The sequence below is a fragment of the Streptococcus oralis genome, assembly GCF_018448765.2.
In the GTDB taxonomy this organism is placed as follows: domain Bacteria; phylum Bacillota; class Bacilli; order Lactobacillales; family Streptococcaceae; genus Streptococcus; species Streptococcus oralis_BM.
Genome location: NZ_JAHCMC020000001.1, coordinates 722,407 through 746,970, shown reverse-complemented (window position 1 = coordinate 746,970; position 24,564 = coordinate 722,407). Strand labels below are relative to the sequence as shown.

Below are 24,564 nucleotides of genomic sequence, written 5' to 3'. Positions count from 1 at the left end.
CAACTAAAACAAGACCGTCAATTGAAAGGTAGGATATCTCTATGTTAATCGGAATTCCAAAAGAAATTAAAAATAACGAAAACCGCGTTGCCCTCACTCCTGCTGGCGTCCACAGTTTGATCACCCGTGGACATCGTGTCCTCATTGAAACAAATGCTGGTCTCGGTTCAGGATTTACTGATGCAGACTATCAAAAGCAAGGAGCTGAGATTGTCGCAACTGCTGCTGAAGCCTGGGCTGCCGAGTTGGTCGTGAAAGTAAAAGAACCACTAACTTCTGAATATGGTTATTTGCGCGACGATCTTCTTCTCTTCACCTACTTGCATATGGCCGCTGCTCCAAAATTAGCAGAAGCTATGTTAGCAGCCAAAACAACAGGAATTGCCTACGAAACTGTTCGTGACAATCAAGGACAACTACCGCTCCTTGTTCCTATGAGTGAGGTTGCAGGTCGTATGGCTGTTCAAATCGGAGCCCACTTCCTTACTAAGCAAGCTGGTGGCTCTGGTGTTCTACTAGGTGGTGTGCCGGGTGTTCCAAAAGGAAAAGTAACCATCATCGGTGGTGGTGTCGTCGGTACACATGCTGCCCGCATCGCCCTTGGTCTTGGTGCTCAAGTGACTATTTTAGATATCAGTGCGAAACGTCTCTCAGTTCTAGAAGAAGTCTTTGGAAATCAAATTCAAACTCTTATGTCTAATTCATTCAACATCGAAGCAAGTGTGAGAGATGCTGATGTGGTGATTGGGGCAGTTCTCATCCCTGGTGCCAAGGCTCCGAAATTGGTGACAGATGAGATGGTCAAACAAATGCGTCCAGGCTCTGTCATCGTTGACGTTGCTGTTGACCAAGGTGGCGTTATCGAGACAGCTGACCGTGTGACAACGCACGATGAACCTGTCTATGAAAAATACGGTGTTCTCCACTATGCCGTTGCCAATATCCCTGGTGCAGTTGCTCGTACCTCTACTATCGCCCTAACCAATGTCACTCTTCCTTATATCGAAGCTTTGGCCGGCAAAGGGTTCGCACAAGCAATCTCTGAAGATGAAGGCTTACGTCAAGGTGTGACCACTTATAAAGGTTACTTAACTAGCCTACCAGTTGCCGAAGGGCTCGATAAAGAGCACACGTCTATCGACGAACTTATTTAAAGCTAGACACTCATTAAAAAAAGAGCAGTTCACGTCTGAACTGCTCTTTTGCTATTCTGTTTCTTGGTTCTTTTCTTCAACCTTAACTGGAGCTGGTTCATAAGCTCGGATAATCTGAGCGACAACTGGATGGCGAACCACATCCTTTGCTGAAAAATGAACAAAGTCAATTTGGTGAATGTTCTTGAGCTTTTCTTGGGCATCAATCAAACCGGACTTGACGTTACGTGGTAGGTCAATCTGACTGATATCTCCATTGACAATCATCTTAGAATTAAAGCCTAAACGAGTCAGGAACATCTTCATCTGCATGATGGTCGTATTTTGTGCCTCATCGAGAATGACAAAAGCATCATCCAAGGTCCGTCCACGCATGTAGGCGAGGGGCGCAATTTCAATGATTTCACGCTCCATGAGACGAGTCGTTTGGTCTTTGCCGAGAATCTGATACAAGGCATCATAAACTGGTCGAAGATAAGGATCCACCTTCTCCTTGAGATCACCCGGAAGAAAACCTAGACTCTCACCTGCTTCGACTGCAGGTCGAGTGAGGATAATCCGCTTGACTTGCCCACGTTTAAGGGCAGTCACTGCCAAGGTCACTGCAAGAAAGGTCTTCCCTGTCCCTGCAGGTCCGATTCCAAAGGTCACATCATGCTGTTTGACACTGTCCACATAAAGTTTTTGACCCAAGGTTTTGACACGGATCGGTTTCCCAGTATTGTCCTTGATAATTTCTTCTTCGTAAAGGGCGACAAACTTGTCGATTTCATCATTTTTGACCATGCTAATCGCAGTCACCACATCTGGCGTGCCAACCGTCATCCCTCGATTCACCAAAACCATCAAGGCTTGGATAACCTGACGTGCTTCCTCACAGGCAGTCTCTTCTCCCAAAACCTGGACAATTTCCGTACGGGCATGAATCACTACATCGAGCTCTTCTTCCATCAAACGAAGATGGCGCTCATTGGAACCAAAAAGATGGAACAAGTCATCTGGATGACTCAGTTGAATGTCTATTGAATGTTCCTTCAAATAAAGAACCTCTCTAATCCGTTTATTTCTTTTTATTATAGCAAAGAGAACAATAAAATACTAGCCTCATCTCATTGTCTCTAGTGTTCTAAGTATTCTTGCCAGATGGCGTCAAAGTCACCTAGGTTAAAAGAGAAACTGGCATGTTCCTCCAAAAAGCGACTCACCTCATCAAAATCATCTGTGTGTTTTGGAAAAGCCGACTCTTCAAAAGCGAGGTCTGCCAAGATAGCTTTAGGACTGTTACTTTTAGGATTGCGCTCAGTCATGAGCCAAGTGTAAAATGATTTTCTCATAAGTCTCCCTAAATCAACTCTGTCCCAAACTGGTCTTGCTTGATTTTGCCAGCCTTCATCAAGCCTCCGAGTGCTTTCTTAAATTGACCTTTAGAAATGCCAAAGGTTGCTTTGATGTCCTCAGGGGATGACTTATCATTCAAGGTCATGAAACCGCCATTGCTTTCCAAGTAGGTCAAAATCATCTGGGCATCATTTTCCAACATCTCAAAGGAACGTGGTTTGAGGGATAGGTTCAAAGTACGATCCACTTCACGGAAACCGATGACACGCGCATCTAACACTTGCCCTAAACGTGGCTCTGCGTAGCGCTCACTTGGGTGAATGAAACCAAGCATGTTATTCTCTGGCAGATAGACAAAGGTCCCTGACAGCTTGAGGCGGTAAACAATGGCTGGCCAGTTTTGGTTCTGCATGTTGTTGTAGGCAGGACGAGCCAGACGTTGGAAGTCTTCCTGATAAGCCAAGAGTCCCCAGATACGGTCTTTCTTGTCCACCTCAAGACGGATGTAGAGTTTATCACCTTTCTTAGGCCAGAGTTCCTTGAGCTCAGGGAGGATATCGAGTGACACAACGATTTCCTTGTCAGGAAGTCCTGTATCAACAAAGACACCCAAGTCTTTACGAACTTCTGTTACGGTTCCCCAACCAAATTGGTCCTGAGTCGCAGTCACTTCTAGAGTGGTCAAGCGGAGTTTTTGCTTCATATCCGTGTAGGCAAAACCTTTGACCGTATCCCCTACTGTATGTTGCCCTTCTTCCTTGGCAAGTGCATAGGTTTGACCATCCTTTTGCACAAAGTAAAAACGGTCATTTTCATCGATTATGAGTCCAACGATAAAGCTTGCAAGATTTGTATTCATATTTCCTTCTTTCGAATAAAACTCAGCCAGCAATGCTAACTGAGTTTTTCTGTTTATTTTTAGACTTCCAAGAGTTCTTTTTCTTTGTTGGCAGTCATGTCGTCGATGTGTTTGACAGCATCGTCTGTTACTTTTTGAATATCTTTTTCAAGTGTCTTCAATTCGTCTTCAGTGATTTCTTTTGCTTTTTCTTGTTTCTTAGCTTCGTCCATAGCATCACGACGGATATTACGGATAGCAACTTTAGCATTTTCACCGACTTTCTTCACTTCCTTGGCAAGGTCACGACGAGTTTCTTCTGTAAGAGCTGGGATAACCAAGCGGATCACAGAGCCGTCGTTAGCTGGTGTAATACCAAGGTCTGAAGCGTTCAAGGCGCGTTCGATGTCTTTCAATGAAGACTTGTCAAATGGTGTTACCAACAAAACACGCGCTTCTGGAATGGTGATAGAAGCGATTTGGTTAAGAGGAGTTTCTACTCCATAGTATTCTACGCGGATACGGTCCAGCAAGCTTGCATTGGCACGGCCGGCACGGATACCTCCAAATTCACGAGCAAGTGAGTGGTGAGACTGGGTCATTCTTTCTTTCGCTTTTTCAATAATTGAGTTAGCCATAATCTTTCCTATTCCTTTTCTTCGATATTGTTTGAAACTGTTGTTCCGATATTTTCACCAAATACGACACGTTTGATGTTGCCTGGTTGGTTCATATTGAAGACCACCAAGTCAATGTCATTATCCATAGAGAGGGTTGAAGCTGTTGAGTCCATGATACGAAGACCTTTATTGATAACGTCACGGTGGGTCAATTCTTCAAACTTAACGGCTGTCTTGTCTTTCTTAGGATCAGCATTGTAAACACCATCGACTCCGTTTTTAGCCATAAGAATGGCATCTGCTTCGATTTCAGCTGCACGAAGAGCCGCTGTTGTATCTGTTGAGAAGTAAGGTGAACCAATTCCGGCACCAAAGATAACGATACGACCTTTTTCAAGATGGCGAAGAGCACGTCCACGTACGTAAGGTTCAGCCACTTGTTGCATAGCAATGGCAGTTTGCACACGCGTATCGACGCCAACTTGTTGCAATGAATCTGCCATCACAAGAGCATTCATAACGGTCCCAAGCATTCCAGTATAATCTGCCTGAACACGGTCCATTCCGGCTTCTGCAGCAGGTTCTCCACGCCAGAGATTTCCTCCACCAATAACAAGGGCAATTTCGATACCTAAGCTATGAACTTCTTGAATCTCTTTTGCGATTGTTTGAACTGTTTGGATATCAATCCCTACGCCACGTTCACCGGCAAGGGCTTCACCTGATAACTTGATTAAAATACGTTTATACTTGGGATTCGCCATTTTTACTCTCCTTTTTTTATCCTACCTATTTTATCACAATTTCTAAGATTTTTATAGTGCCATGAGCAATTCTTTGAAAAAAATTAGACCGTTAAAAAATCCTCTAAGTCGGTAAGAGCACGCTCTGCAATTTTTTCATAACGAGCCTTCTTATCACGGATACGCTCGCCTTCTAACTCCTTGATAATCCCGAAATTGACATTCATGGGTTGGAAATGTTTGCTATCTGCATGAGTGATGTAATGGGCAAGACTTCCAATCGCTGTCGTTTCTGGGAAAATAGCCTCGCTTTCTCCCTTGAAGAGACGAGCCGCGTTAATACCTGCCACTAATCCTGAAGCTGCTGACTCGACATAGCCTTCCACACCCGTCATCTGGCCAGCAAAGAAGAGATTTGGCTGTTTCTTAGAACGGTAAGTCTGTTCAAGAAGATTTGGTGAATCCATGTAAGAATTGCGGTGCATGACGCCATAACGGACAAACTCCGCATTTTCTAGACCTGGAATCATTTGGAAAACACGCTTTTGCTCTCCCCATTTGAGGTGGGTCTGGAAACCAACGATATTGTAGAGACTACCAGCCGCATTGTCCTGACGGAGCTGGACAACCGCATAAGGTGTTTTAAATTCTCCATCACGAGGGCCTTTGTAGTCCTCTGGGTACTCCAGACCGACTGGTTTCATGGGACCATAAAGCATGGTTTTAATGCCACGCTTGGCCATGACTTCGATTGGCATACAACCTTCAAAGTACTTTTCCTTTTCAAACGAATTCAGCGGTGCTTCTTCCGCATTGACCAAGGCTTCATGGAAATCCATAAACTCTTGCTTGGTCATAGGAGCATTGAGGTAGGCCGCCTCTCCCTTATCGTATCGAGACTTGAGGTAGACCTTGCTCATATCGATGGTGTTGACATCAATAATAGGCGCTGCAGCGTCGTAGAAATAGAAACCAGCACCGTCATTGAGGGCATGAATCTTTTTAGCTAGGGCGTCGCTGGTCAAAGGACCAGTAGCGACAACCGTAATAACATCTGTCGGCAATTCTGTAATTTCATCACGAACCACTTCAATTAAGGGATGATTAGCCACTTTTTCGGTCACCATTTGGGAGAAGCCATCACGGTCCACCGCAAGAGCTCCACCAGCAGGAACACGTGTAGCCTCAGCAGATTCTAAGATAACAGAACCCAAGCGACGCATTTCTTCCTTGAGGAGCCCAACAGCATTTGTCAGGGCATCCCCACGAAGAGAATTGGAACAAACCAACTCTGCAAAATTGTCTGTTTTGTGCTGGGGTGTTGACTTGACACCACGCATTTCGTAGAGTTTAACTGGAATACCACGTTCTGCGATTTGGTAGGCTGCTTCAGACCCTGCCAAACCAGCACCGATAACATTGATATAAGATTGAGACACGACACTAATACCTCTTTGGGTGGAAACTAAGTCAAAATAAAAACAAGCTACTAGACTGTTTGACACCCACAAATCTTTCTAATTTTTCTTTTACTAGTATAACAAAAAAAGGGAAGAAGGCAAACTTCCCTGTTTAGTCATTTTCTTGATTTTCTTCCCAATCGTGGTAGGCAGCGTAGAGTTGACTTTTATTCCACTGGTAGAGTTTCGCAACTTCCTTAATGGCTTGATTTTTCTTCATGCCTTGCTGGATACGGGATTGGATTTCTAAGAGCAATTCCTCCTCATCCTTCTCCTCCACATCCTGACTGGCACCTTCAACGATGAGAAGGCATTCACCCTTGAGAGGCGTTTCAGCGATGCTTTCTAGCAATTCAGAGATCTTTCCTCGTTGGTATTCTTCATAGATTTTGGTCAATTCTCTGACCAAGACTACCGAGCGGTCACCGTAGACTTCTAGCATGTTTTCTAGCGTATCCGCTACACGGTGGGGCGATTCATAGAAAATCTGAGTTTCAGGATAGTCTTTTTTGGCTTCAAAAAATTGCTTTTGCTGACCTGATTTTCTCGGTAAGAAACCGTAAAAGATATGTGGCTGTGGCGCCAAACCACTAGCAATCAAGGCAGAAATCCCTGCAGAGGCACCTGGAACTGTGACAACTGCAATCTCTTCTTCGATGGCTGCCTTGACTAAATCATGCCCAGGGTCCGAAATGCTAGGCAAACCCGCGTCAGAAACCTGAGCAATACTTTGTCCCACTTTCAGAAAACCAATCAAATCAGGAATTTTTTCCTTGGCATTGTGCTCATGAAAACTGATCTGTTTGGTCGAAATGTCAAAATGTTTGAGCAAAAGTCCTGTATTGCGCGTGTCCTCAGCAGCAATCCAGTCCACCTCTTTCAAGGTCTGTATAGCACGAAAGGTCATATCATCTAGATTGCCAATCGGCGTTGCCACTAGGTAAAGCTTGCCATAGGGAGACTGCCCCTTAAAACTTTTTTGAATCTGCATGCCTACTCCCTGTACAACAACTCGTCACAGAACATACATTCCTCGTCCTGCTCTCGGCGTTGCCCATAAAAATCATTACAAACGTGAAACCCGTCTTTATAGATTCGACGGACGCTTTCACGAACATGCTTGGCCTTGACGGGAGCATCTGCTTCCACCTCGCCCAAGCGTTCGCGCAACTTACTATTTTCCAAACGAAGAGCTGTATTTTCCTCTACCAAGCTCTTGAGATTTTTCTTAATGGCTTCCACATCGGCCAAGGTCACTAGTAACTGTTGGGAAAAATCGTCCAGCGCATCAAATAATTCTTTCTTGTCCATAAACCAGCCCTTTCCTTTCTTTATCCTTCATTGAGTTTATATTTCTTTCAAGACCAGATATTCCATGGCATTTTGAAAGCTGACATTGGCTTGCCACATTTTTCTAGCTTCTAGCAAATCTTGTAAAATCTGTCGAATCCTTGCTTGCAAGAGGTCCTGTCCACAGAGAACTTCGAGGATTCGCAAAACCTGATCTTGTTTTTCCTTGTCATCTGCCAAGCTGGCTAATTTAGCAACTTGCAGATAACTTTCTTTTTTCTTGGATAATAACCAGGTCAGCAGGCGTTCACTCTCATCCACCAAGGTCCAAAAACTTGCCTGATTTGCCAACTTTTCAGCTTCAGCTCGTGATTGACAAAACTGGGCTAAAAGAGTCGCTTTTTTCTTGACCAGACCTGCTTGCTCTAATTGATGGATGAGTTTTTCTTCTTGCTTTTTAAAGTGAAAAATCTGGGTCCGACTTCGGATAGTTGGCAGCATCTTTTCCTCATCGCTGGTCAAGAAGAAAATGTAAACTCCACTCTGAGGTTCTTCGATGACCTTGAGCAGAGAATTAGCTGCGTTGGGGTGCATTTTCTCCGCCTGCTCGATAATAAAAACCTGTTGCTGACTTTCAATCCCTGCTTGGGAAAACTGACCCACCAATTCCCGAATCCGTTCTGTCTTGATGACCTGATTGACTGGCTTAATCAAGGTAACATCGGGAAATTCTTCCTGCTCAATCAGCTTGCAGTTTCGGCATTTCTCACATGGTAGAACGCCTACTTTATCCGTACAAAAGAGGCTCTTAGCCAAAAACTGCGCCATTTCCAAGCTTCCAAAGAAACCTGAAAAGAGATAGGCGTGATTGAGCTGGTCTTGTTCTAGGATACGGACAAAACGGTCAAACTGGTCTGGCTGCCAAGCCTTTAGTTGATTTTGTTTCATTTATCCAAGCCCATTCTGTCAAATAAGACAGCCTTGGTCGTTTCCACAACTTGCTCCAAAGGAAGACTCGCATCAATCTTGACAATGCGATTTCCTTCTTTTTCCAGGAGAGAAAGGTAACCTTGACGAACTTTCTTGTGCAAGTCTAAACCTTCCATGTCCAAACGATTGACCTCGCGGTCACTATTAGCAGCAATGCGAGCCAGCCCCTCTTCCACCTCGATGTCAAAATAAAGTGTCAAATCAGGTTTGAGACCATCGGTCGCAAAGTGATTGAGCCAATCAATGGCATCAATATCCAAGCCACGGCCAAATCCCTGATAAGCAACAGAACTATCGATGAAGCGGTCCATAATGACCAACTTACCAGCTTCAAGGGCTGGGAGAACTTTTTCTACCAAGTGCTGTCTGCGACTGGCGATATAGAGAAGGAGTTCCGTTTTAGGATCCATCTGCGTATGACTTGGGTCCAAAATCACTTGACGAATCTTCTCTCCAATCAAGACTCCACCTGGCTCACGAGTCGTCAGCACCTCTATTCCTTTTTCCTCTAAAATGGGGAGTAGAGCCTCTAAAACACTGGTCTTTCCTGCTCCCTCTGGTCCCTCAAGAGAGACTAAAAATCCTTTTGACATGTCTAACTCATTTCTTTTTTTCTACCTTCTATTCTATCAAAAAAATAGGTTTTTGTGACAATCTTTTTGTGTCTTCTCCATTCAATCGACCATAAAAGAGGCTGGGAGTCATCCAACCTCTTATTTACCTAGTTCTTGTGTTCGTTTATAGGCTTGCTGAACTGCGTCCATGACGGTACCTCTAAAGGCATGTTCTTCCAGACTTGCTACACCAGCGATAGTCGAACCACCTGGACTGCAAACTTGGTCTTTCAAAACTCCAGGATGTTGCTGGCTTTCGAGGACCATTTGTCCAGCGCCGACTACTGTTTGGGCTGCCATTTTTAAAGCTATTTCTCGTGGCAATCCTGTCTGTACACCCGCATCTGCCAAAGCCTCGATAAAGAGATAGACAAAAGCTGGTCCACAACCTGCGAGACCTGTCGCCGCATCGATTAAGCCATCTCCCAGCTCAACCAAAAGACCAGCCTTGGCTAAAAGCTGACAAAAGAGCTCCCTGTCCCCAGCACAACAGTTTGCTGACATGGCATAACTAATCACTCCTTGGCCGATAGCTACTGGAGTATTGGGCATGATGCGAATAATCCGGTGTTGACTTGGCAGAAGACTCGCTAGTTTTTCCAAGGTCAATCCAGCCGCCATGGAAATCAAAAGAAGACTCTCTCGTTTTTCAAGGATGGTCTGGTATTGAGAAAGCAAGTCTGAGAACTGAGCAGGCTTAATACCTAGAAAAATCACATCTGCTTCTGCGAATATTTCGTCATTGCTGGAAGCCTGACCTCCAAAGTTGGCAATGAAAGCATCTACTTTCGCTTGACTACGATTGGCAAGGAGAATCTGAGCACCCGTCTTGACCTGCAAGACAGCCTTGGCCAAGCTAGAACCCATATTCCCCAAACCGATAAATCCAATCTTCATCTCTTACTCCCTTATCTGTCCGTCACCAGTAACCACATACTTGTAGCTGGTCAACTCTTTCAAGCCCATTGGACCACGCGCGTGCAGTTTCTGAGTAGAAATCCCCATCTCACATCCAAGACCAAATTGCCCACCATCAGTGAAACGTGTTGAAGCATTGACATAAACTGCTGCTGAGTCCACTTGATTTGTAAAGCAGGCTGCAGATTCGGCATTTTCTGTCACAATGGCATCCGAATGATGGGTACTGTGGACTTCAATATGCGCAACCGCTTCTTCTAAACTGCTTACAACCTTAACAGCTAGGACATAGTCCAAAAACTCGGTATCAAAGTCTTGGGCCTCGGCTGCTCGACCTGAAACAAACTGACTTGCTGTGCTATCCAAACGGAATTGAATTGGTTCCAGTCCAGCTTCTTTTCGATCTGCAACCAGCACTTGCTCCAAGCGAGGAAGGAAGCTTGCTGCCTTGTCTTCATGAACCAGCAAGACCTCCATAGCATTGCAGACAGAAGGGCGACTGGTTTTAGCATTGTTGATGATGGCTAGAGCCTTGTCTTCATCGGCATCCTTGTCCACATAAACATGAACAATTCCAGTTCCCGTCTCAATAACAGGCACGATAGCATTTTCAACCACAGCATTGATCAAGCCAGCGCCTCCACGAGGTATGAGAAGGTCTAGATAGCCCTTGGCCTTCATCATATCATAGCTACTTTCACGACTGGTATCTTCCACCAGTTGAATCACATCTGGATGAATGGTCGTTGTCTCCAAGCCCTTCTTCAAAGCTGTGACAATAGCATGAGCAGTTTGGTAGGCATCCTTACCACTACGAAGAACGACCGCATTGCCACTTTTGAGAGCTAAAGCAGCCGCATCAGACATCACATTTGGACGACTTTCATAGATAATACCAATAACTCCCATGGCCACACGCTTCTTGGTAATAAGCAAACCATTTTCAAGCTGACTTGTCTCTAGGACTTCGCCAATAGGATCTGGTAAAGCAACCACTTCACGAATCCCAGTTACCATCGCTTCTATACGTCCCGCATCCAAATAAAGACGGTCTAGCATAACATCTGAGATTTTCCCCTTGGCCGCTGCCATATCGAGGGCATTTGCCACTAAAACCTCCTCAGTAGCTGCCAATAAATGATCAGCCATAGCTAGCAAGGCTTGGTTTTTTACTGCTTCGCTGGCAGTATTGATTGATTTCTTAACAGCCTGTACCTGTTCAAATTGTTCTTGTGTACTTACCATCGTTCACCTCTAAAATTCTGTAAAGAGTAGCTGGATTTCAGGAGTGATGGAAATCCAGTCATCACGGTGAATCAAGACTCCCTTAGCTTTTTGAGAACGGAGCATATCTTCTAGGGCTGAGACACCAAATTGGACACGTCCCTTTCCAAGAGATTGACCTGTTTCTTTATCTGCTACTGTTACAATATCGTGGTAAGAGAAGTTTCCTTCCACTTCTACCACACCCGATAAAAGGAGACTTTTCCCGTTTTTTGAAAGTGCCTCTGCAGCTCCACCATCTACCCAAATCGTTCCCTGACTTTGAGCATAGAAGGCTAGCCATTGTTTCTGGGTACGAAGTCCCTTCTCTTGCGCAACAAAGTAAGAACCATCCTTAGTCTCTTCAGCTGCCTCAATCAAGGCATCTGATTTCAAGGAAGAGCAGATATAGACTGGCACACCCGACTCCGTCGCAATCGTAGCCGCCTTGATTTTTGTCAGCATACCCCCAGTTCCATTTGAAGAACCTGCTCCACCAGCCATATCAATAATCTCATGATTGATGGTCTCAATTCTCTCCAAACGCTTAGCTGTTGGATCTGAGTTGGGATTTCCAGTATAGAGACCGTCCACATCGGTCAAGAGAACTAAAAGGTCTGCTTGAACCATCGCCGCTACCTGGGCACTCAGAGTGTCATTATCACCCACCTTGAGCTCATCAATAACGACACTGTCATTCTCGTTGATGATGGGGATTGCACCACGATGAAGCAATACAGACAATGCCTGATGGGCATTCTTATAGCGACGTTTATCTACAAAATCATCCTGTGTCAGCAAAATTTGTGCAGAAACGATTTGGCGCATGAGGAGGTTGGTTGTGTATTCCTCCAACAAAAGTCCCTGACCAACTGCAGCCGAAGCTTGTTTATCTGCAATCTTGGTCGGACGTTTTTTAAAACCCAAAGCTCCAAATCCAGCGGCTACTGCCCCAGATGACACTAAAATCAACTCATGCCCAGACTCATGCAGCATAGCCAATTGCTGGGTAATTGCCTTTACTTTGCTTCTTGATAAACTCCCGTCTTCATTTGTCAAGGAGGAGGTCCCCACCTTAAAGACGATTCGTTTGTACTTCATATTCTCACTCCGATTCTTCATATTTATCCATTATAACATGAATACTTTAAAATAGAAAAGACTTGAAATGAAAAAGGTTGAGACAAGGCATCTCAACTCTTTTATCTATTCTCATTTTTGCGCAATCTTTCCAGCGTTTCCTTAAAAATTTCTGGAATATCTGTTGTGAACTCCAAGGTTTCACCTATTCTCGGATGGGTAAAACCTAGAGTCTTAGCATGGAGAAATTGTCCATGTCCTTTCAGCGTTTTTCGAGGACCATAGACCTCATCACCAGCGACCGGATGGCCAATATAAGCCATATGAACACGAATTTGGTGGGTACGCCCTGTTTCCAGTTGCAACTCCACTAAAGTATAATCACCAAAACGTTCTAAGACGTGGAAACGCGTTACTGCAGGCTTCCCTTTAGCAGTTACAGCCTGTTTCTTACGGTCTTTTTCACTACGACCAATCGGCGCTTCAATCACACCACGATCATTGGGAAGATTGCCATGAACAATCGCCCAGTATTTGCGGAGAGACTTCTTATCCTTGAGTTCTTGGGCAAGTGCCAAGTGGGCCTCGTCATTCTTAGCAATCATAAGGAGACCAGATGTGTCCTTGTCAATGCGGTGAACGATACCTGGACGCAGAACCCCATTGATACCTGATAAGTCCTTGATATGGTACATGAGGGCATTGACCAAGGTTCCACTGGTATGGCCAGCGCTCGGATGAACAACCATCCCTTGAGGCTTGTTAACGACGGCTACGTCCTCATCTTGGTAGATGATTTCGAGTGGCAAATTCTCAGCTACATATTCTAAAACCTCTGGTTCTGGCACATGATAAGTGACCACATCGCCCTCTTGGACAGTGTATTTTGCTTTCTTGGCTTGCCCATTAACCAAAACTTGTCCAGCCTTGATTTGTTCATTCGCGAGACTACGTGACAATTCTGTCAGGTCCGACAGAGCCTTGTCTAGACGTTGCCCCCCAGTTTCAATTTTTATTTCCATTTACTTCCTCTTTAAGCATTGCAATCAATAAAACAATCACACCAACTGTCAAATAGCTGTCAGCAACATTGAAAATCGCAAAGTTGATAAAGTCTAAGTGAAACATATCCACCACAAAACCTTGACTCATTCTGTCGATAAAGTTGCCCAGACCTCCCGCTATTATCAGGGTCAGTCCAAAAACCATCCAGAGAGAATCCTCCATGTGTTTATGTAGATACCAAATGGCACCTACCATGACGACCAGTGTGATAACAGCAAATAACCACTGCTGATCTTGCAGCATAGAGAAGGCTGCTCCTCTATTTTGCAGATAGGTCAAGCTAACGAGATTGGGGATCCACGAACGCACTTCACCCAGTGGAATCTGCTGGACAACATAATTTTTGACCAACTGATCCAACCCAATCAAAAGCAGTACAATGACTGCTACTATTCCTCTTTTTTTCATGATTTCCTCTTCTGATCAAAATATTCTTGCATAACCTCAACGAAGAGTGTCCCAGCTTGACTAAGCTCAACTTCTTCCCGTTTGACATAAACCATGCGGTTATCTAAATTATCCTTGAGACGAATAACTGTGATTCCATTAACACTGTCACTATCTAAAAATCCAGATCCAGTCGCATAAGCATCCGTCCGCTCCAAAATACCATTCAAAGTAGCACGGTCGGTCACATTAAACATCTGGGAGCTCGCGCTGGTGTCGACAAAGTTCTCTGAATAATAAAGGTACTCATCCTTTTCCTGAGTAAAACGAACCGTTGGCAGATCCGCTAAATCCTCCATGACCAATTCTTCTTTGTCCGCCAAGGGATGACCTTCACGCAGATAGATATGGGTATGAAAAGGAATCAACTCAATGACTTCAAGACCTAACTTTTCAACCCGTTGCATAATTCCTTTTTGATTTTGATTGTTGAGGTAGATAATCCCAATCTCACTGTGTCCTTGGGCTACTTCGTCTAATATTTGAACTGTGGTAGACTCAAAAATACGAAAGTTCTTATAATCAGGATAACGCTCTGAAAAGGCCGTAATCGTTGGTGGCAAGAAGTCATAGTGCTGGCTGGCAATAGAAAATTCATCCTTTTCTTCCTCAGGATTAGCATACTGATTTTGAAAAACATCAAAGCCCTTGACCAATTCTTGCGCTTTCTCATAAAATTCCATACCGCGACGTGTCAAAAACGTTCCTGAACTCGTCCGACGGAAAATCTTAAAGCCTAACTCTTTTTCCAAATCGCGCACAGAAATAGACAGACTCGGCTGACTAACATACATCTTTTCAGCAGCTTCACGGAAAGTACCACTATTGGCAATGGCCACAACATAGCGTAATTGTTGAATATTCATCTTCTACCCCCAACTTCTCTATCTGTTCATTATACCATATTTTAGAAGTTTTCCACCGAGGAAAAATAATGCCACTCATAAATTTCATCTACACTAGTAACAAAGAATTATGGGTATCAAAACAAAAAAATAGGCTCTCCGAAAACTCGGAAAGCCTTATTTTATGCTACTTCTAGCTTCCTCGCCTTTACATTTCAAGGCTCGGGATAAAAAGGTTCACTGAACCTTTTTATTTTGCGATTGGATAAACAGAAACTTGTTTTTTATCGCGTCCTTTACGTTCAAAGCGTACTACGCCTTCAACTTTAGCGAACAAAGTATCGTCTCCACCACGTCCAACGTTTACACCTGGGTAGATGTGTGTACCACGTTGACGGTAAAGGATTGATCCACCTGTTACAGTTTGTCCATCAGCTGCTTTAGCTCCAAGACGTTTCGCTTGTGAATCACGTCCGTTTGATGTAGAACCTCCACCTTTTTTGTGGGCGAAAAGTTGCAAGTTGTTAAGAGTCATTTTTAACATAATGTTTTCCTCCGTGTTAGTTTTCTGTGATAACTCTGGTTTGGACGAACTCAGAAGAGTTCTCCGATAAGTTTGCCATACCTAAGAAAAATGATTCGAAGAATAACTGGGTCATTTCTCTCTGGTGCGAAGGAAGATCCGCTGGTATTTCAACCTTTAGATAGCCACCTTCATCTTCGTTTAATTCTAAGATTGGTTCGTAGCCTGCAAATTTCTCAATGGAATTGACAAAGTTAATGGCAAGCGTAGAAACCGATGCACACACGACATCTAAGCCGTATTCGCCACTTTCGGCGTGTCCAGTAATTTCCGCACTCCTCAGCTCGCCATCTTCGGCTCTCTCAAAGACTGCTTGTATCATGTGTTCTCCTTAAAATTAAGCGTTGATCGCGTTGATGACAACTTTTGTATATGGTTGACGGTGACCTTGTTTACGGTGGCTACCTTTTTTAGGTTTGTACTTGTAAGTAACAACTTTCTTTTGTTTTCCTTGTTTTTCAACAGTTCCAACTACAGTAGCTCCAGCAACAAGTGGAGTTCCGACAACAGTATTTTCACCACCAACAAGAACAACTTCGTTAAAAGTAACTTCTTGACCAGCTTCAACGTTCAATTTTTCAACGTAAACTGCTTGACCAACTTCAACTTTAACTTGTTTTCCGCCAGTTTTGATAATTGCGTATGTGCTCATTATGCACCTCCTATGATTTTTTGGGTTTCCCCGTATTTTGTGAAGACTCGCCTAGCATCGTGGGACGAACCACTTTTATCTCACAGAGTGAGCAACGATGTTCGTGCGGTTGCACAGGATTGTGCATAGTCAACTCTTCGATTATAGCATATCTTCTTTTTTCTTACAAGCAAAATCAATTAAAATTCAGTTTTTTCTCTCCTTTTTTTCTCCAAGAAGCAAAAAGCATACTGAAGTAAAAGATACTCATCATAAGAGGAACACCTAGAATTGTCTTCTCCTGATAGTAAATCGTCAAATAAGCTGAAAAAACAACTCCGAAGACAAAACTGCTAAGCAAGCTAACAAAAATCAAGCCCTCTCGTAGGAAAGGCGTATGCTTAGTCCGAAAATAATCTCCAAAAGCCAACATGGTTCGTTTGATATTCCCGGTCATAAAAGCATTATTATAGGCAATCCCTGATACTTCTCCAAAAGCAGTTGTCACCAGTCCCATACAGAAGGCCAATGGCGGTACGAGATAGATATTCTCTACAGTTTGCGGCACAAAGCCAATAATTAGGGACAAGACTGCAAGTGGAATTACGGACAAAATTGGCTTTTTAACAATTCTCAATTTTTCCTTATAGACAGTTAATAAAAGGACCCCCATCATAAAAGCTAGCAAGGTCATTACTTTGGCACTGGCATCTGACACATTGTGTTGAATGAGTCCTACTGATAGAAAAACCACATTTCCAGTCTGTCCTGCCACAAGGGTATTTCCTCGCACGATAAAGGTATAGGCATCTACATATCCTGCGCAAAAAGTCAAAAAAAGCGCTAGCCTCTTAGACTGACGTGATATTTTTCTTATTGGTAATAATCTCATTTTCTCCCCCTTTTCATTTTATCTACCTATCTAAATATTGTACCACTTTCTTTGAGAAAAGCGTAGTCCATTTGAAAATTTTTACCATCTGTTGGATAGTCCTTCTTTTCTATGTTATAATGAAGGAAGGATCTAAAATCGGAAAAGGAGTATCTATGCTTAAATTAGGTGTCATCGGAACAGGAGCTATCAGCCATCATTTCATAGAGGCAGCCCATGCCAGTGGTGAGTACCAGCTGGTCGCTGTCTACTCTAGAAAGATAGAGACAGCGGCAACCTTTGCTTCTCGCTATCAAGATATCCAGCTCTTTGATCAATTAGAAAACTTCTTTAAGTCTTCCTTTGATGTAGTTTATATCGCCAGTCCAAATTCCTTGCATTTTGTTCAAGCCAAGACTGCCTTGTCTTTTGGGAAACACGTCATTCTTGAAAAGCCAGCTGTCACTCAGCCACATGAATGGCTAGATTTGAGGCAAACAGCTGAGAAAAATCACTGTTTTATCTTTGAAGCAGCTCGTAATTACCACGAAGAAGCTTTTACCACTATCAAAAACTTTTTAGCAGACAAGCAAGTGCTGGGAGCAGATTTCAACTATGCCAAGTATTCTTCCAAGATGCCTGACTTGTTGGCTGGGCATACGCCCAATGTCTTTTCAGACCGTTTTGCTGGTGGAGCTCTTATGGACTTGGGGATCTATCCTATCTACGCTGCTATTCGTCTCTTTGGAAAGGCTCATGACGCGACCTACCAGGCTCAACAGCTTGACAATAGCATTGACCTAAATGGTGATGGTATCCTCTTCTACCCTGACTTTCAAGTTCATATCAAGGCAGGAAAAAACATCACTTCCAATCTTCCTTGCGAGATCTACACAGCAGATGGTACCTTGACACTCAACACGATTGAGCATGTACGCTCAGCTATTTTTACCGACCACCAAGGAAATCAAGTCCAGCTCCCTATCCAACAGGCTCCTCATACGATGGCTGAGGAAGCCGCTGCATTTGCACACATGATTCAGCAACCAGACCAGACACTTTACCAGAACTGGCTGGATGATGCAGGTTCTGTTCATGACCTATTATATACCATGCGCCAGACTGCTGGCATTAGATTTGAGGCAGAAAAATGAAAACCAAACTACCTACTGAATGGCAAGAACTAAGTGACCAACTTGGTTTCCAAGAATTCACCCCCATTCAAACTCAACTATTTGAGCCTATACTTGCTAGAGAAAACCTTCTGGGAGTGAGCCCAACAGGAACTGGTAAGACCCTCGCTTACCTCCTGCCAAGTCTTCTCAGACTACAAAAGAAAAAAGCCCAACAACTCTTGATTCTAGCACCGAATACAGAACTTGCTGGACAGATTTTTGATGTATGTAAAACGTGGTCAGAGGCTATCGGCTTGACTGCTCAGCTCTTCTTATCAGGTTCGAGTCAGAAACGCCAGATTGAACGCCTAAAAAAAGGACCAGAAATTCTGATTGGAACTCCTGGCCGTATCTTTGAGTTGATTAAATTGAAAAAAATCAAGATGATGAATGTGGAAACTGTCATTCTGGATGAATTTGACCAATTGCTCGATGATTCTCAGATTCACTTTGTAGAGAAAATTACCCACTACGCACCTCGTGACCACCAACTCATCTACATGAGTGCGACGACCAAGTTTGACCAAGAAAAGATTGCTCCAAACACGCGCACCATCGACCTTTCTGACCAAAAGTTAGACAACATCCAACACTTCTACATGCAGGTTGACCAACGTCACCGAGTGGATATGCTACGAAAACTAGCTCATGTTGAGGATTTCCGCGGTCTGATCTTCTTTAATGGCCTCTCAGACCTTGGAAGTGCTGAGGAAAAACTACAGTATCGGGATATCTTGGCTGTTTCCCTCGCTAGTGATGTCAATGTCAAGTTTAGAAAAGTTATCTTGGAAAAGTTTAAGGACAAGCAGCTAACCTTGCTCCTTGCAACAGACCTTCTGGCTCGTGGAATTGATATTGATAGCCTAGAATGCGTCGTAAACTTTGATATTCCTAGAGACATCGAAACTTACACCCACCGCGCTGGCCGTACAGGTCGCATGGGCAAAGAGGGCTACGTAATCACTCTCGTAACCCATCCTGAAGAACTTAAAAAACTCAAGAAATTCGCAAGTGTACGTGAAATTGTTCTAAAAAATCAAGAACTCTATATCAAATAAGGTTGGCATTTGCCAACCTTTTTCTTATCCCCAAGTAATTTCTAATTGATAGCTGGCAAAAAGATGTCCCTCTTGGTTTTGCAGTTGGTAGGCGAGCTCAATCTTTTGCCCATCCAGTTTGTAGTGATTCGTTTGAATGATAAACTCCTGCATCCCCATTGGAGTAGGAATATAGGCCAAACTATCACTATCTTTTAGAAAACGCATGATGGTTTTGGGACTCGAGAAACGGGTCATCACCAGTTCTTGATTATGAAACTTGAGAACTACTTTTTCCTTTTCCTCATTGTAGAAAAGCAGATAGCTATAATCTCCCTTTTCACGCACTTCCACGTTATAGAGCTGGTCTATGACTTCCAACTGTTCATCAAACTGAATCGTATTTCGCATCCGAATCTTCACATCAGGTCCTCTTTCTTGTCTCTTGTCCTACTATTTTACCAAAAACTCTAGCTTTTTGCTATAATGGTCATATGAACGAAAAAGTATTCCGTGACCCAGTTCACAACTACATCCATGTAAACAACCAGGTCATCTATGACTTGATCAATACAAAGGAATTTCAACGTCTACGCCGTATTAAGCAACTAGGAACTTCCAGTTATACCTTCCACGGTGGGGAGCACAGTCGCTTCTCCCATTGTCTCGGAGTGTATGAGATTGCACGACGTATCACGGAGATTTTTGAAGAAAAATATCCTGAAGAATGGGATCCTGCTGAGTCTCTCTTGACCATGACCGCTGCGCTCCTACATGACCTTGGACATGGGGCCTACTCCCATACTTTTGAGCATCTCTTTGATACAGATCATGAAGCCATTACCCAGGAAATCATCCAAAGTCCTGAGACAGAGATTCACAAAGTCCTGCTACAAGTGGCACCTGATTTCCCCAAAAAGGTGGCTAGCGTCATCGACCATACCTATCCTAACAAGCAGGTCGTACAGCTCATTTCTAGTCAGATTGATGCAGACCGCATGGACTATCTCTTGCGTGACTCCTATTTTACAGGAGCATCATATGGGGAATTTGACCTGACACGGATCCTTCGAGTGATTCGTCCTGTCGAAAATGGCATCGCCTTTCAGCGCAATGGCATGCACGCTATTGAAGACTATGTCCTCAGTCGCTACCAAATGTATATGCAGGTTTATTTCCACCCAGCAACTCGGGCCATGGAAGTCCTCCTACAGAATCTCCTCAAACGCGCCAAGGAACTCTATCCTGAAGATAAGGACTTCTTTGCACGCACTTCTCCTCATTTGCTACCTTTTTTTGAAAAGAAAGTTACTCTATCTGACTACCTGGCACTTGATGACGGTGTGATGAATACCTACTTCCAGCTCTGGATGACTAGTCCTGATAAGATACTAGCAGACCTGTCGCAACGCTTTGTCAACCGCAAGGTCTTTAAATCCATTACTTTTTCACAAGAAGACCAAGACCAACTCGCAACCATGAGACAACTGGTTGAAGAAATCGGTTTTGATCCAGACTACTATACTGCTATTCATAAGAACTTTGACCTCCCTTATGATATCTATCGTCCCGAATCTGAAAACCCGCGGACACAGATTGAGATTTTACAAAAAAATGGTGAACTGGCAGAACTCTCTAGCCTGTCTCCTATCGTCCAATCCCTTGCTGGCAGTCGCCACGGAGACAATCGTTTCTATTTTCCAAAAGAAATGTTGGACCAAAACAGTATCTTTGCAAGTATCACCCAGCAATTTTTACACTTGATTGAGAACGATCATTTTACCCCAAATAAGAAGGAATAGAGGAAATATATGAGTATTAAACTAATCGCCGTCGATATCGATGGTACCCTGGTTAACAGTAAAAAGGAAATCACTCCGGAAGTCTTTTCGGCCATCCAAGATGCCAAACAAGCTGGTGTCAAAGTCGTGATTGCAACGGGTCGTCCTATCGCAGGTGTTGCCAAATTGCTGGACGACTTGCAGTTGAGAGACGAGGGTGACTATGTGGTAACCTTCAACGGTGCCCTTGTCCAAGAAACTGCTACTGGCCATGAGATTATCAGCGAATCTTTAGCCTATGAGGATTATCTCGATATGGAATTTCTCAGTCGCAAGCTTGGTGTCCACATGCACGCCATTACCAAGGACGGTATCTATACTGCCAATCGCAATATCGGAAAATACACGGTGCACGAATCAACCCTCGTCAACATGCCCATTTTCTACCGTACTCCCGAAGAAATGGCTGACAAGGAAATCGTCAAGTGTATGTTTATCGATGAACCAGAAATCCTCGATGCTGCGATTGAAAAGATTCCAGCCGAATTTTACGAGCGCTACTCTATTAACAAATCAGCTCCCTTTTACCTCGAACTCCTTAAAAAGAATGTAGACAAGGGTTCAGCCATCACTCACCTAGCTGAAAAACTCGGATTGACCACAGATGAAACCATGGCGATTGGTGACGAGGAAAATGATCGTGCCATGCTGGAAGTCGTTGGTAATCCTGTTGTCATGGAAAATGGAAATCCAGAACTCAAAAAAATCGCCAAATACATCACTAAAACAAATGATGAATCCGGCGTTGCTCATGCTATTCGTACGTGGGTATTGTAAAGTATGATAAAATATGAAAACCGCTCAGCTGAGCGGTTTTTATCTATTTCATCTTAGAATTAGCAATAGTTTCAAAAAATAAATCAGTTTTCTTTGATAACTCGATTGAGTGATCTGTCCATCCCACCAGATTATCATCAAATGATTCTATCGCAAATAAAAGTAGATTTCTTGCAAGTTCTTGAGTAATTAAATCTTTTGGTGTCACAATATTGTTATTTTTTCTATCACAATAAATTGCTTTTTCTCTTAAATCTTTTAATTCACCAGAATAAATAAATTTAAAAATCTTCTCCAAATTTTCATTAGAAATTGAATTTTTAATCCTTTCGCCAATACAAATAGTGTGACTCGCACCTACAATTTGTTTAGACTTATGATCTCTTAATTTATCTTTTCTCATATAGGAATCTGAACCTTTAATAAATATTCCCATTTGAATTTTTCCAACCTCTTCCAACACACTAATAGCTAAAAAAGATGAGGAGGTATATGAATCATTTATATATAAAACATATGAATCCGAAATCAACTGAACAACATGATCTAAACATTTATTCAATTGTTCAGTTGAAGAAATATAAAAATTGCTAGATCCGTTTAAGATAGATTCTATCTTATCAAAATAACAATCTTTATCAACCATTATTACTCCAAATTTTATAATCCATGATATTTTGTTAAAGTACTTCTAGCAGTTGCTTATCGATTCTACATCGACACTTTATATAATTCTTGTAATTTAGGGGCGGATTTGGGGCGAAACACCTCAAACCCCTAGTAAAATCAATAATTTATATGCCCCCTGCAGGAATCGAACCTGCAACTACTCCTTAGGAGGGAGTTGTTATATCCATTGAACTAAGGGAGCTAGAGAAAAACCCTGCTGGGTAAGCAGAGTTTTTTAGTCGAATTAACGACGGATTTCTTTGATACGAGCTGCCTTACCTTGAAGTGCACGCAAGTAGTACAATTTCGCACGACGTACTTTACCGTAACGAACAACTTCGATCTTTTCAACACGTGGAGTGTGGATTGGGAAGATACGCTCAACACCTACACCGTTAGAGATTTTACGAACTGTGTAGTTTTCTGAGATGCCAGCACCTTTACGTGCAATAACAACACCTTCAAAAATCTGGATACGTTCACGGTTACCTTCGACAACTTTCGCGTGTACACGAACAGTGTCACCAGGACGGAATGATGGGATATCTGTACGAAGTTGACCTTCAGTCAAGCTTTGGATTAATGGATTCATTTTATTCTCCTATCTTTGTCAATCTTGAGGAACCTTCCTCAGCGGATAAACTGTATTTTTGTGCGTCCATTACACACAAGATACAGTTTACCAAATTTCCACCTAAAAGTAAAGAAATTTATAGCAGAATTCCTAAAAAAATCGCTAGAAAACCGCCTATGTAGGTTAAGAATAAATAGCTATAAAATACCTTCTTATTGCTTAACAGTCTTTGTAGCTCGTCATTCAAGGTTGAAAAGGTCGTCAACCCACCACAAAAACCTGTTGCTAGGGTGGCATAGACTTCCTTGGACTCCACATGATTGTAGAGTAAGCCAATCAAAAAACAACCTAGAAGATTGGCAATGAGAGTGCCCAGCGGCAATTTAGAAGCTTGATTGTAGCGGGAAAAAAAATAGCGCACTAGGGCTCCAAGCCCGCAGGCGATTGCAAGATAAACGATTACCATTTCTTCCTCCCTAGAACATAAGCCAAGAGCAGACCTCCACCAATGCTCAAAAATAAGTAGATGCCTAAACTAAGATAACGCCCGGTATCGAGCAATTTCACAGCATCAAGCATTAAGCTAGAAAAGGTTGTTAAACCTCCGCAAAAACCCGTCCCCAGCGCCAAAACCAAACCTTTACTGCTTTCCTTATAGACCAGATAGCCTTTCACCAGATAGACCAGGCAGAAAATGCCCAGATAGTTGACAAGGAGGGTACTCCAAGGAAAGTCTGGACTGGCTGGTAACCAAGTGGAAATGAGATAGCGGACAAGGCCTCCCACCATTGCAGCCAGAAAAATTCCTAGCGGATAGAATTGTTCTTTTTTCATTTGATGTTTTGATCCTGATAATCACGCGAACGTTTGAGAATGTCTGAAAAAGTCGCAACAATAGTCTCCTGATAGCGCTTATCTTCCACTCGATTTTTGACTTTTTCAAAAATGACTTCTTCTCGCTTACTATCTAAAATAGGTTTTCCTGAGGCTTTCTTATAGGCAACTACTCCCTCAACCAAATGCATCCGTTCTTCTAGGAGCTTGACGATTTGGTCGTCAATTTGATCAATTTCTTGGCGAATAATATCTAAATTCATACAGTCTCCTCCTTTATTTGAATTATTGTATCAAAAAGCCTCTAAATAGGCTAGTAAAATCCAAAAAAACTAATAAAAAACTGCACCGACTCCTTCCAGTCAGCGCAGTTTGATTCTTATCCTACTTTTGCAGCTAATTCTTCAGCGAATTGTTCCAAACGTTCGATGTCCTCATCTTCGGCAGACAGATCCACTTTAACACATTCTGAACCTTTTTCTGCTCCTGTCGCTACAAAAACGCGATCAAAATCATCAACAGCCTTACAGAATTCGTCGTAGAAGGTATCTCCTGAACCGACCACTCCGTAGATTTTGCCATTCAAGTTGAGATCAGCTAGGTCTTCGTAGAAGTCCATCATCTCATCTGGCAATTCTCCATCTCCGTAAGTGTAAGTCGCAACGATTGCGATATCCGCTTCCAAGAAGTCTGAAGCGTCAACAGTCGTACATTCATCAACATCGACATCCAAGCCCAAGTCACGCAATTTATCTGCTACAATATCTGCAATTTCTTCGGTATTACCGGTCATACTGGCAAATACAATTTTTGCTAATGCCATATCGTCCTCCTCAATTTATCTTTCTCCATTATATCATATCTTTTTCATTTTAAAAATAAAAATTCTTGTGCTACAATGAAATGA

The 24,564-nt window shown here is 43.0% G+C and carries 32 protein-coding genes, 1 tRNA gene, 1 pseudogene and 1 other annotated feature; of the genes and pseudogenes, 6 read left to right on the top strand and 28 right to left on the bottom strand.

The window, feature by feature from the left end; genetic code table 11:
* The first annotated feature begins 41 nt into the window (after positions 1–41).
* On the top strand, positions 42–1,154 hold the full coding sequence (gene ald / locus KIH88_RS03665) for an alanine dehydrogenase (protein WP_213988436.1): 1,113 nt from the start codon (positions 42–44) through the stop codon (positions 1,152–1,154).
* A 51-nt stretch (positions 1,155–1,205) separates the two neighbouring features.
* Here the strand turns inward: ald and KIH88_RS03660 are convergent, their stop codons facing one another.
* From KIH88_RS03660 to KIH88_RS03585, 16 genes are all read right to left on the bottom strand, one after another.
* Positions 1,206–2,192, bottom strand: coding sequence for a PhoH family protein (locus KIH88_RS03660; RefSeq protein WP_000658201.1), 987 nt, complete (start codon positions 2,190–2,192; stop codon positions 1,206–1,208).
* Between the two features lie 80 nt (positions 2,193–2,272).
* Positions 2,273–2,488, bottom strand: a complete 216-nt coding sequence (locus tag KIH88_RS03655; protein ID WP_001232084.1) for a YozE family protein — start codon at positions 2,486–2,488, stop codon at positions 2,273–2,275.
* A gap of 8 nt (positions 2,489–2,496) precedes the next feature.
* Positions 2,497–3,351, bottom strand: coding sequence for an RNA-binding virulence regulatory protein CvfB (cvfB, locus tag KIH88_RS03650; RefSeq protein ID WP_001095457.1), 855 nt, complete (start codon positions 3,349–3,351; stop codon positions 2,497–2,499).
* Between the two features lie 59 nt (positions 3,352–3,410).
* The gene (gene frr / locus KIH88_RS03645; RefSeq protein WP_213988435.1) at positions 3,411–3,968 is read right to left on the bottom strand and encodes a ribosome recycling factor; all 558 of its coding nucleotides are present in this window, start codon (positions 3,966–3,968) and stop codon (positions 3,411–3,413) included.
* Positions 3,969–3,976: 8 nt separating this feature from the next.
* On the bottom strand, positions 3,977–4,714 hold the full coding sequence (gene pyrH / locus KIH88_RS03640; RefSeq protein WP_000002996.1) for a UMP kinase: 738 nt from the start codon (positions 4,712–4,714) through the stop codon (positions 3,977–3,979).
* Between the two features lie 83 nt (positions 4,715–4,797).
* Positions 4,798–6,132, bottom strand: coding sequence for a methylenetetrahydrofolate--tRNA-(uracil(54)-C(5))-methyltransferase (FADH(2)-oxidizing) TrmFO (gene trmFO, locus KIH88_RS03635; protein ID WP_213988434.1), 1,335 nt, complete (start codon positions 6,130–6,132; stop codon positions 4,798–4,800).
* A 133-nt stretch (positions 6,133–6,265) separates the two neighbouring features.
* Positions 6,266–7,144: a 16S rRNA (cytidine(1402)-2'-O)-methyltransferase gene (gene rsmI / locus KIH88_RS03630; protein WP_213988433.1), complete on the bottom strand. Its 879-nt coding sequence runs from the start codon at positions 7,142–7,144 to the stop codon at positions 6,266–6,268.
* A 2-nt stretch (positions 7,145–7,146) separates the two neighbouring features.
* The gene (gene yabA / locus KIH88_RS03625) at positions 7,147–7,464 is read right to left on the bottom strand and encodes a DNA replication initiation control protein YabA (RefSeq protein ID WP_000358227.1); all 318 of its coding nucleotides are present in this window, start codon (positions 7,462–7,464) and stop codon (positions 7,147–7,149) included.
* A gap of 36 nt (positions 7,465–7,500) precedes the next feature.
* Positions 7,501–8,391, bottom strand: a complete 891-nt coding sequence (locus KIH88_RS03620) for a DNA polymerase III subunit delta' (RefSeq protein ID WP_213988432.1) — start codon at positions 8,389–8,391, stop codon at positions 7,501–7,503.
* Entirely contained in the window at positions 8,388–9,026 is a 639-nt protein-coding gene (tmk, locus tag KIH88_RS03615) for a dTMP kinase (protein ID WP_213988431.1), read from the bottom strand. The genes KIH88_RS03620 and tmk overlap by 4 nt, the downstream gene beginning before the upstream one ends.
* A gap of 120 nt (positions 9,027–9,146) precedes the next feature.
* Positions 9,147–9,944 (bottom strand): pyrroline-5-carboxylate reductase, encoded by a 798-nt coding sequence (gene proC, locus KIH88_RS03610; RefSeq protein WP_213988430.1) that lies wholly within the window; start codon positions 9,942–9,944, stop codon positions 9,147–9,149.
* A 3-nt stretch (positions 9,945–9,947) separates the two neighbouring features.
* Positions 9,948–11,210 (bottom strand): glutamate-5-semialdehyde dehydrogenase, encoded by a 1,263-nt coding sequence (locus KIH88_RS03605; protein WP_213988429.1) that lies wholly within the window; start codon positions 11,208–11,210, stop codon positions 9,948–9,950.
* 9 nt (positions 11,211–11,219) lie between these two features.
* Positions 11,220–12,329, bottom strand: coding sequence for a glutamate 5-kinase (gene proB / locus KIH88_RS03600; RefSeq protein ID WP_225901055.1), 1,110 nt, complete (start codon positions 12,327–12,329; stop codon positions 11,220–11,222).
* A 101-nt stretch (positions 12,330–12,430) separates the two neighbouring features.
* Positions 12,431–13,330 (bottom strand): RluA family pseudouridine synthase, encoded by a 900-nt coding sequence (locus KIH88_RS03595; RefSeq protein ID WP_213988427.1) that lies wholly within the window; start codon positions 13,328–13,330, stop codon positions 12,431–12,433.
* Positions 13,314–13,781 carry a signal peptidase II gene (gene lspA / locus KIH88_RS03590; RefSeq protein ID WP_213988426.1) on the bottom strand — a complete coding sequence of 156 codons (468 nt, stop codon included), beginning with the start codon at positions 13,779–13,781 and terminating at the stop codon, positions 13,314–13,316. The genes KIH88_RS03595 and lspA overlap by 17 nt, the downstream gene beginning before the upstream one ends.
* Positions 13,778–14,686, bottom strand: a complete 909-nt coding sequence (locus tag KIH88_RS03585) for a LysR family transcriptional regulator (RefSeq protein ID WP_001025721.1) — start codon at positions 14,684–14,686, stop codon at positions 13,778–13,780. The genes lspA and KIH88_RS03585 overlap by 4 nt, the downstream gene beginning before the upstream one ends.
* Between KIH88_RS03585 and KIH88_RS03580 the strand changes: the two are divergent.
* Positions 14,679–14,750 (top strand): annotated as a pseudogene (locus KIH88_RS03580) (AraC family transcriptional regulator); the annotation flags it as partial. The gene KIH88_RS03585 and the pseudogene KIH88_RS03580 sit on opposite strands and share 8 nt — an antisense overlap.
* Positions 14,751–14,915: 165 nt before the next feature.
* Here KIH88_RS03580 and rpmA read toward each other — a convergent pair.
* From rpmA to KIH88_RS03560, 4 genes are all read right to left on the bottom strand, one after another.
* Positions 14,916–15,209: a 50S ribosomal protein L27 gene (gene rpmA, locus KIH88_RS03575; protein WP_000916509.1), complete on the bottom strand. Its 294-nt coding sequence runs from the start codon at positions 15,207–15,209 to the stop codon at positions 14,916–14,918.
* A gap of 16 nt (positions 15,210–15,225) precedes the next feature.
* Positions 15,226–15,570, bottom strand: a complete 345-nt coding sequence (locus KIH88_RS03570; RefSeq protein WP_000613705.1) for a ribosomal-processing cysteine protease Prp — start codon at positions 15,568–15,570, stop codon at positions 15,226–15,228.
* A gap of 15 nt (positions 15,571–15,585) precedes the next feature.
* Positions 15,586–15,900, bottom strand: coding sequence for a 50S ribosomal protein L21 (gene rplU, locus KIH88_RS03565; RefSeq protein WP_000109141.1), 315 nt, complete (start codon positions 15,898–15,900; stop codon positions 15,586–15,588).
* A 33-nt stretch (positions 15,901–15,933) separates the two neighbouring features.
* Positions 15,934–16,021: a sequence feature (ribosomal protein L21 leader region), on the bottom strand.
* 54 nt (positions 16,022–16,075) lie between these two features.
* Positions 16,076–16,771 carry a YoaK family protein gene (locus KIH88_RS03560; RefSeq protein WP_025172575.1) on the bottom strand — a complete coding sequence of 232 codons (696 nt, stop codon included), beginning with the start codon at positions 16,769–16,771 and terminating at the stop codon, positions 16,076–16,078.
* Between the two features lie 155 nt (positions 16,772–16,926).
* On the opposite strand from KIH88_RS03560, the gene KIH88_RS03555 reads away from it, so the two are divergent.
* Complete coding sequence (locus KIH88_RS03555) at positions 16,927–17,904, top strand: Gfo/Idh/MocA family protein (protein WP_007521534.1); 978 nt, start codon at positions 16,927–16,929, stop codon at positions 17,902–17,904.
* Positions 17,901–18,983, top strand: coding sequence for a DEAD/DEAH box helicase (locus tag KIH88_RS03550; RefSeq protein ID WP_007521532.1), 1,083 nt, complete (start codon positions 17,901–17,903; stop codon positions 18,981–18,983). Before KIH88_RS03555 ends, KIH88_RS03550 begins: the two co-directional genes overlap by 4 nt.
* Positions 18,984–19,007: 24 nt before the next feature.
* Here KIH88_RS03550 and KIH88_RS03545 read toward each other — a convergent pair whose 3' ends face one another.
* The gene (locus KIH88_RS03545) at positions 19,008–19,385 is read right to left on the bottom strand and encodes a DUF1934 domain-containing protein (RefSeq protein WP_213988425.1); all 378 of its coding nucleotides are present in this window, start codon (positions 19,383–19,385) and stop codon (positions 19,008–19,010) included.
* A 71-nt stretch (positions 19,386–19,456) separates the two neighbouring features.
* On the opposite strand from KIH88_RS03545, the gene KIH88_RS03540 reads away from it, so the two are divergent.
* Both KIH88_RS03540 and yidA read left to right on the top strand, forming a co-directional pair.
* A complete protein-coding gene (locus KIH88_RS03540; RefSeq protein WP_061588094.1) occupies positions 19,457–20,764 on the top strand; it encodes an HD domain-containing protein in 1,308 nt (435 codons plus the stop codon).
* 9 nt (positions 20,765–20,773) lie between these two features.
* Positions 20,774–21,580, top strand: a complete 807-nt coding sequence (gene yidA, locus KIH88_RS03535) for a sugar-phosphatase (RefSeq protein ID WP_007521524.1) — start codon at positions 20,774–20,776, stop codon at positions 21,578–21,580.
* A 43-nt stretch (positions 21,581–21,623) separates the two neighbouring features.
* Here yidA and KIH88_RS03530 read toward each other — a convergent pair whose 3' ends face one another.
* From KIH88_RS03530 to KIH88_RS03500, 7 genes are all read right to left on the bottom strand, one after another.
* Positions 21,624–22,226, bottom strand: a complete 603-nt coding sequence (locus KIH88_RS03530) for an AbiV family abortive infection protein (protein WP_061588093.1) — start codon at positions 22,224–22,226, stop codon at positions 21,624–21,626.
* Positions 22,227–22,379: 153 nt separating this feature from the next.
* Positions 22,380–22,451, bottom strand: a tRNA-Arg gene (locus KIH88_RS03525).
* 42 nt (positions 22,452–22,493) lie between these two features.
* The gene (rplS, locus tag KIH88_RS03520) at positions 22,494–22,841 is read right to left on the bottom strand and encodes a 50S ribosomal protein L19 (protein WP_001068669.1); all 348 of its coding nucleotides are present in this window, start codon (positions 22,839–22,841) and stop codon (positions 22,494–22,496) included.
* 118 nt (positions 22,842–22,959) lie between these two features.
* A complete protein-coding gene (gene crcB / locus KIH88_RS03515; RefSeq protein WP_007521520.1) occupies positions 22,960–23,289 on the bottom strand; it encodes a fluoride efflux transporter CrcB in 330 nt (109 codons plus the stop codon).
* Entirely contained in the window at positions 23,283–23,657 is a 375-nt protein-coding gene (gene crcB, locus KIH88_RS03510) for a fluoride efflux transporter CrcB (RefSeq protein WP_007521518.1), read from the bottom strand. Before crcB (KIH88_RS03510) ends, crcB (KIH88_RS03515) begins: the two co-directional genes overlap by 7 nt.
* Entirely contained in the window at positions 23,654–23,920 is a 267-nt protein-coding gene (locus tag KIH88_RS03505; RefSeq protein WP_001046954.1) for a chorismate mutase, read from the bottom strand. The genes crcB (KIH88_RS03510) and KIH88_RS03505 overlap by 4 nt, the downstream gene beginning before the upstream one ends.
* A 116-nt stretch (positions 23,921–24,036) precedes the next feature.
* Positions 24,037–24,480, bottom strand: a complete 444-nt coding sequence (locus tag KIH88_RS03500) for a flavodoxin (protein ID WP_001162124.1) — start codon at positions 24,478–24,480, stop codon at positions 24,037–24,039.
* Positions 24,481–24,564: the final 84 nt, after the last annotated feature.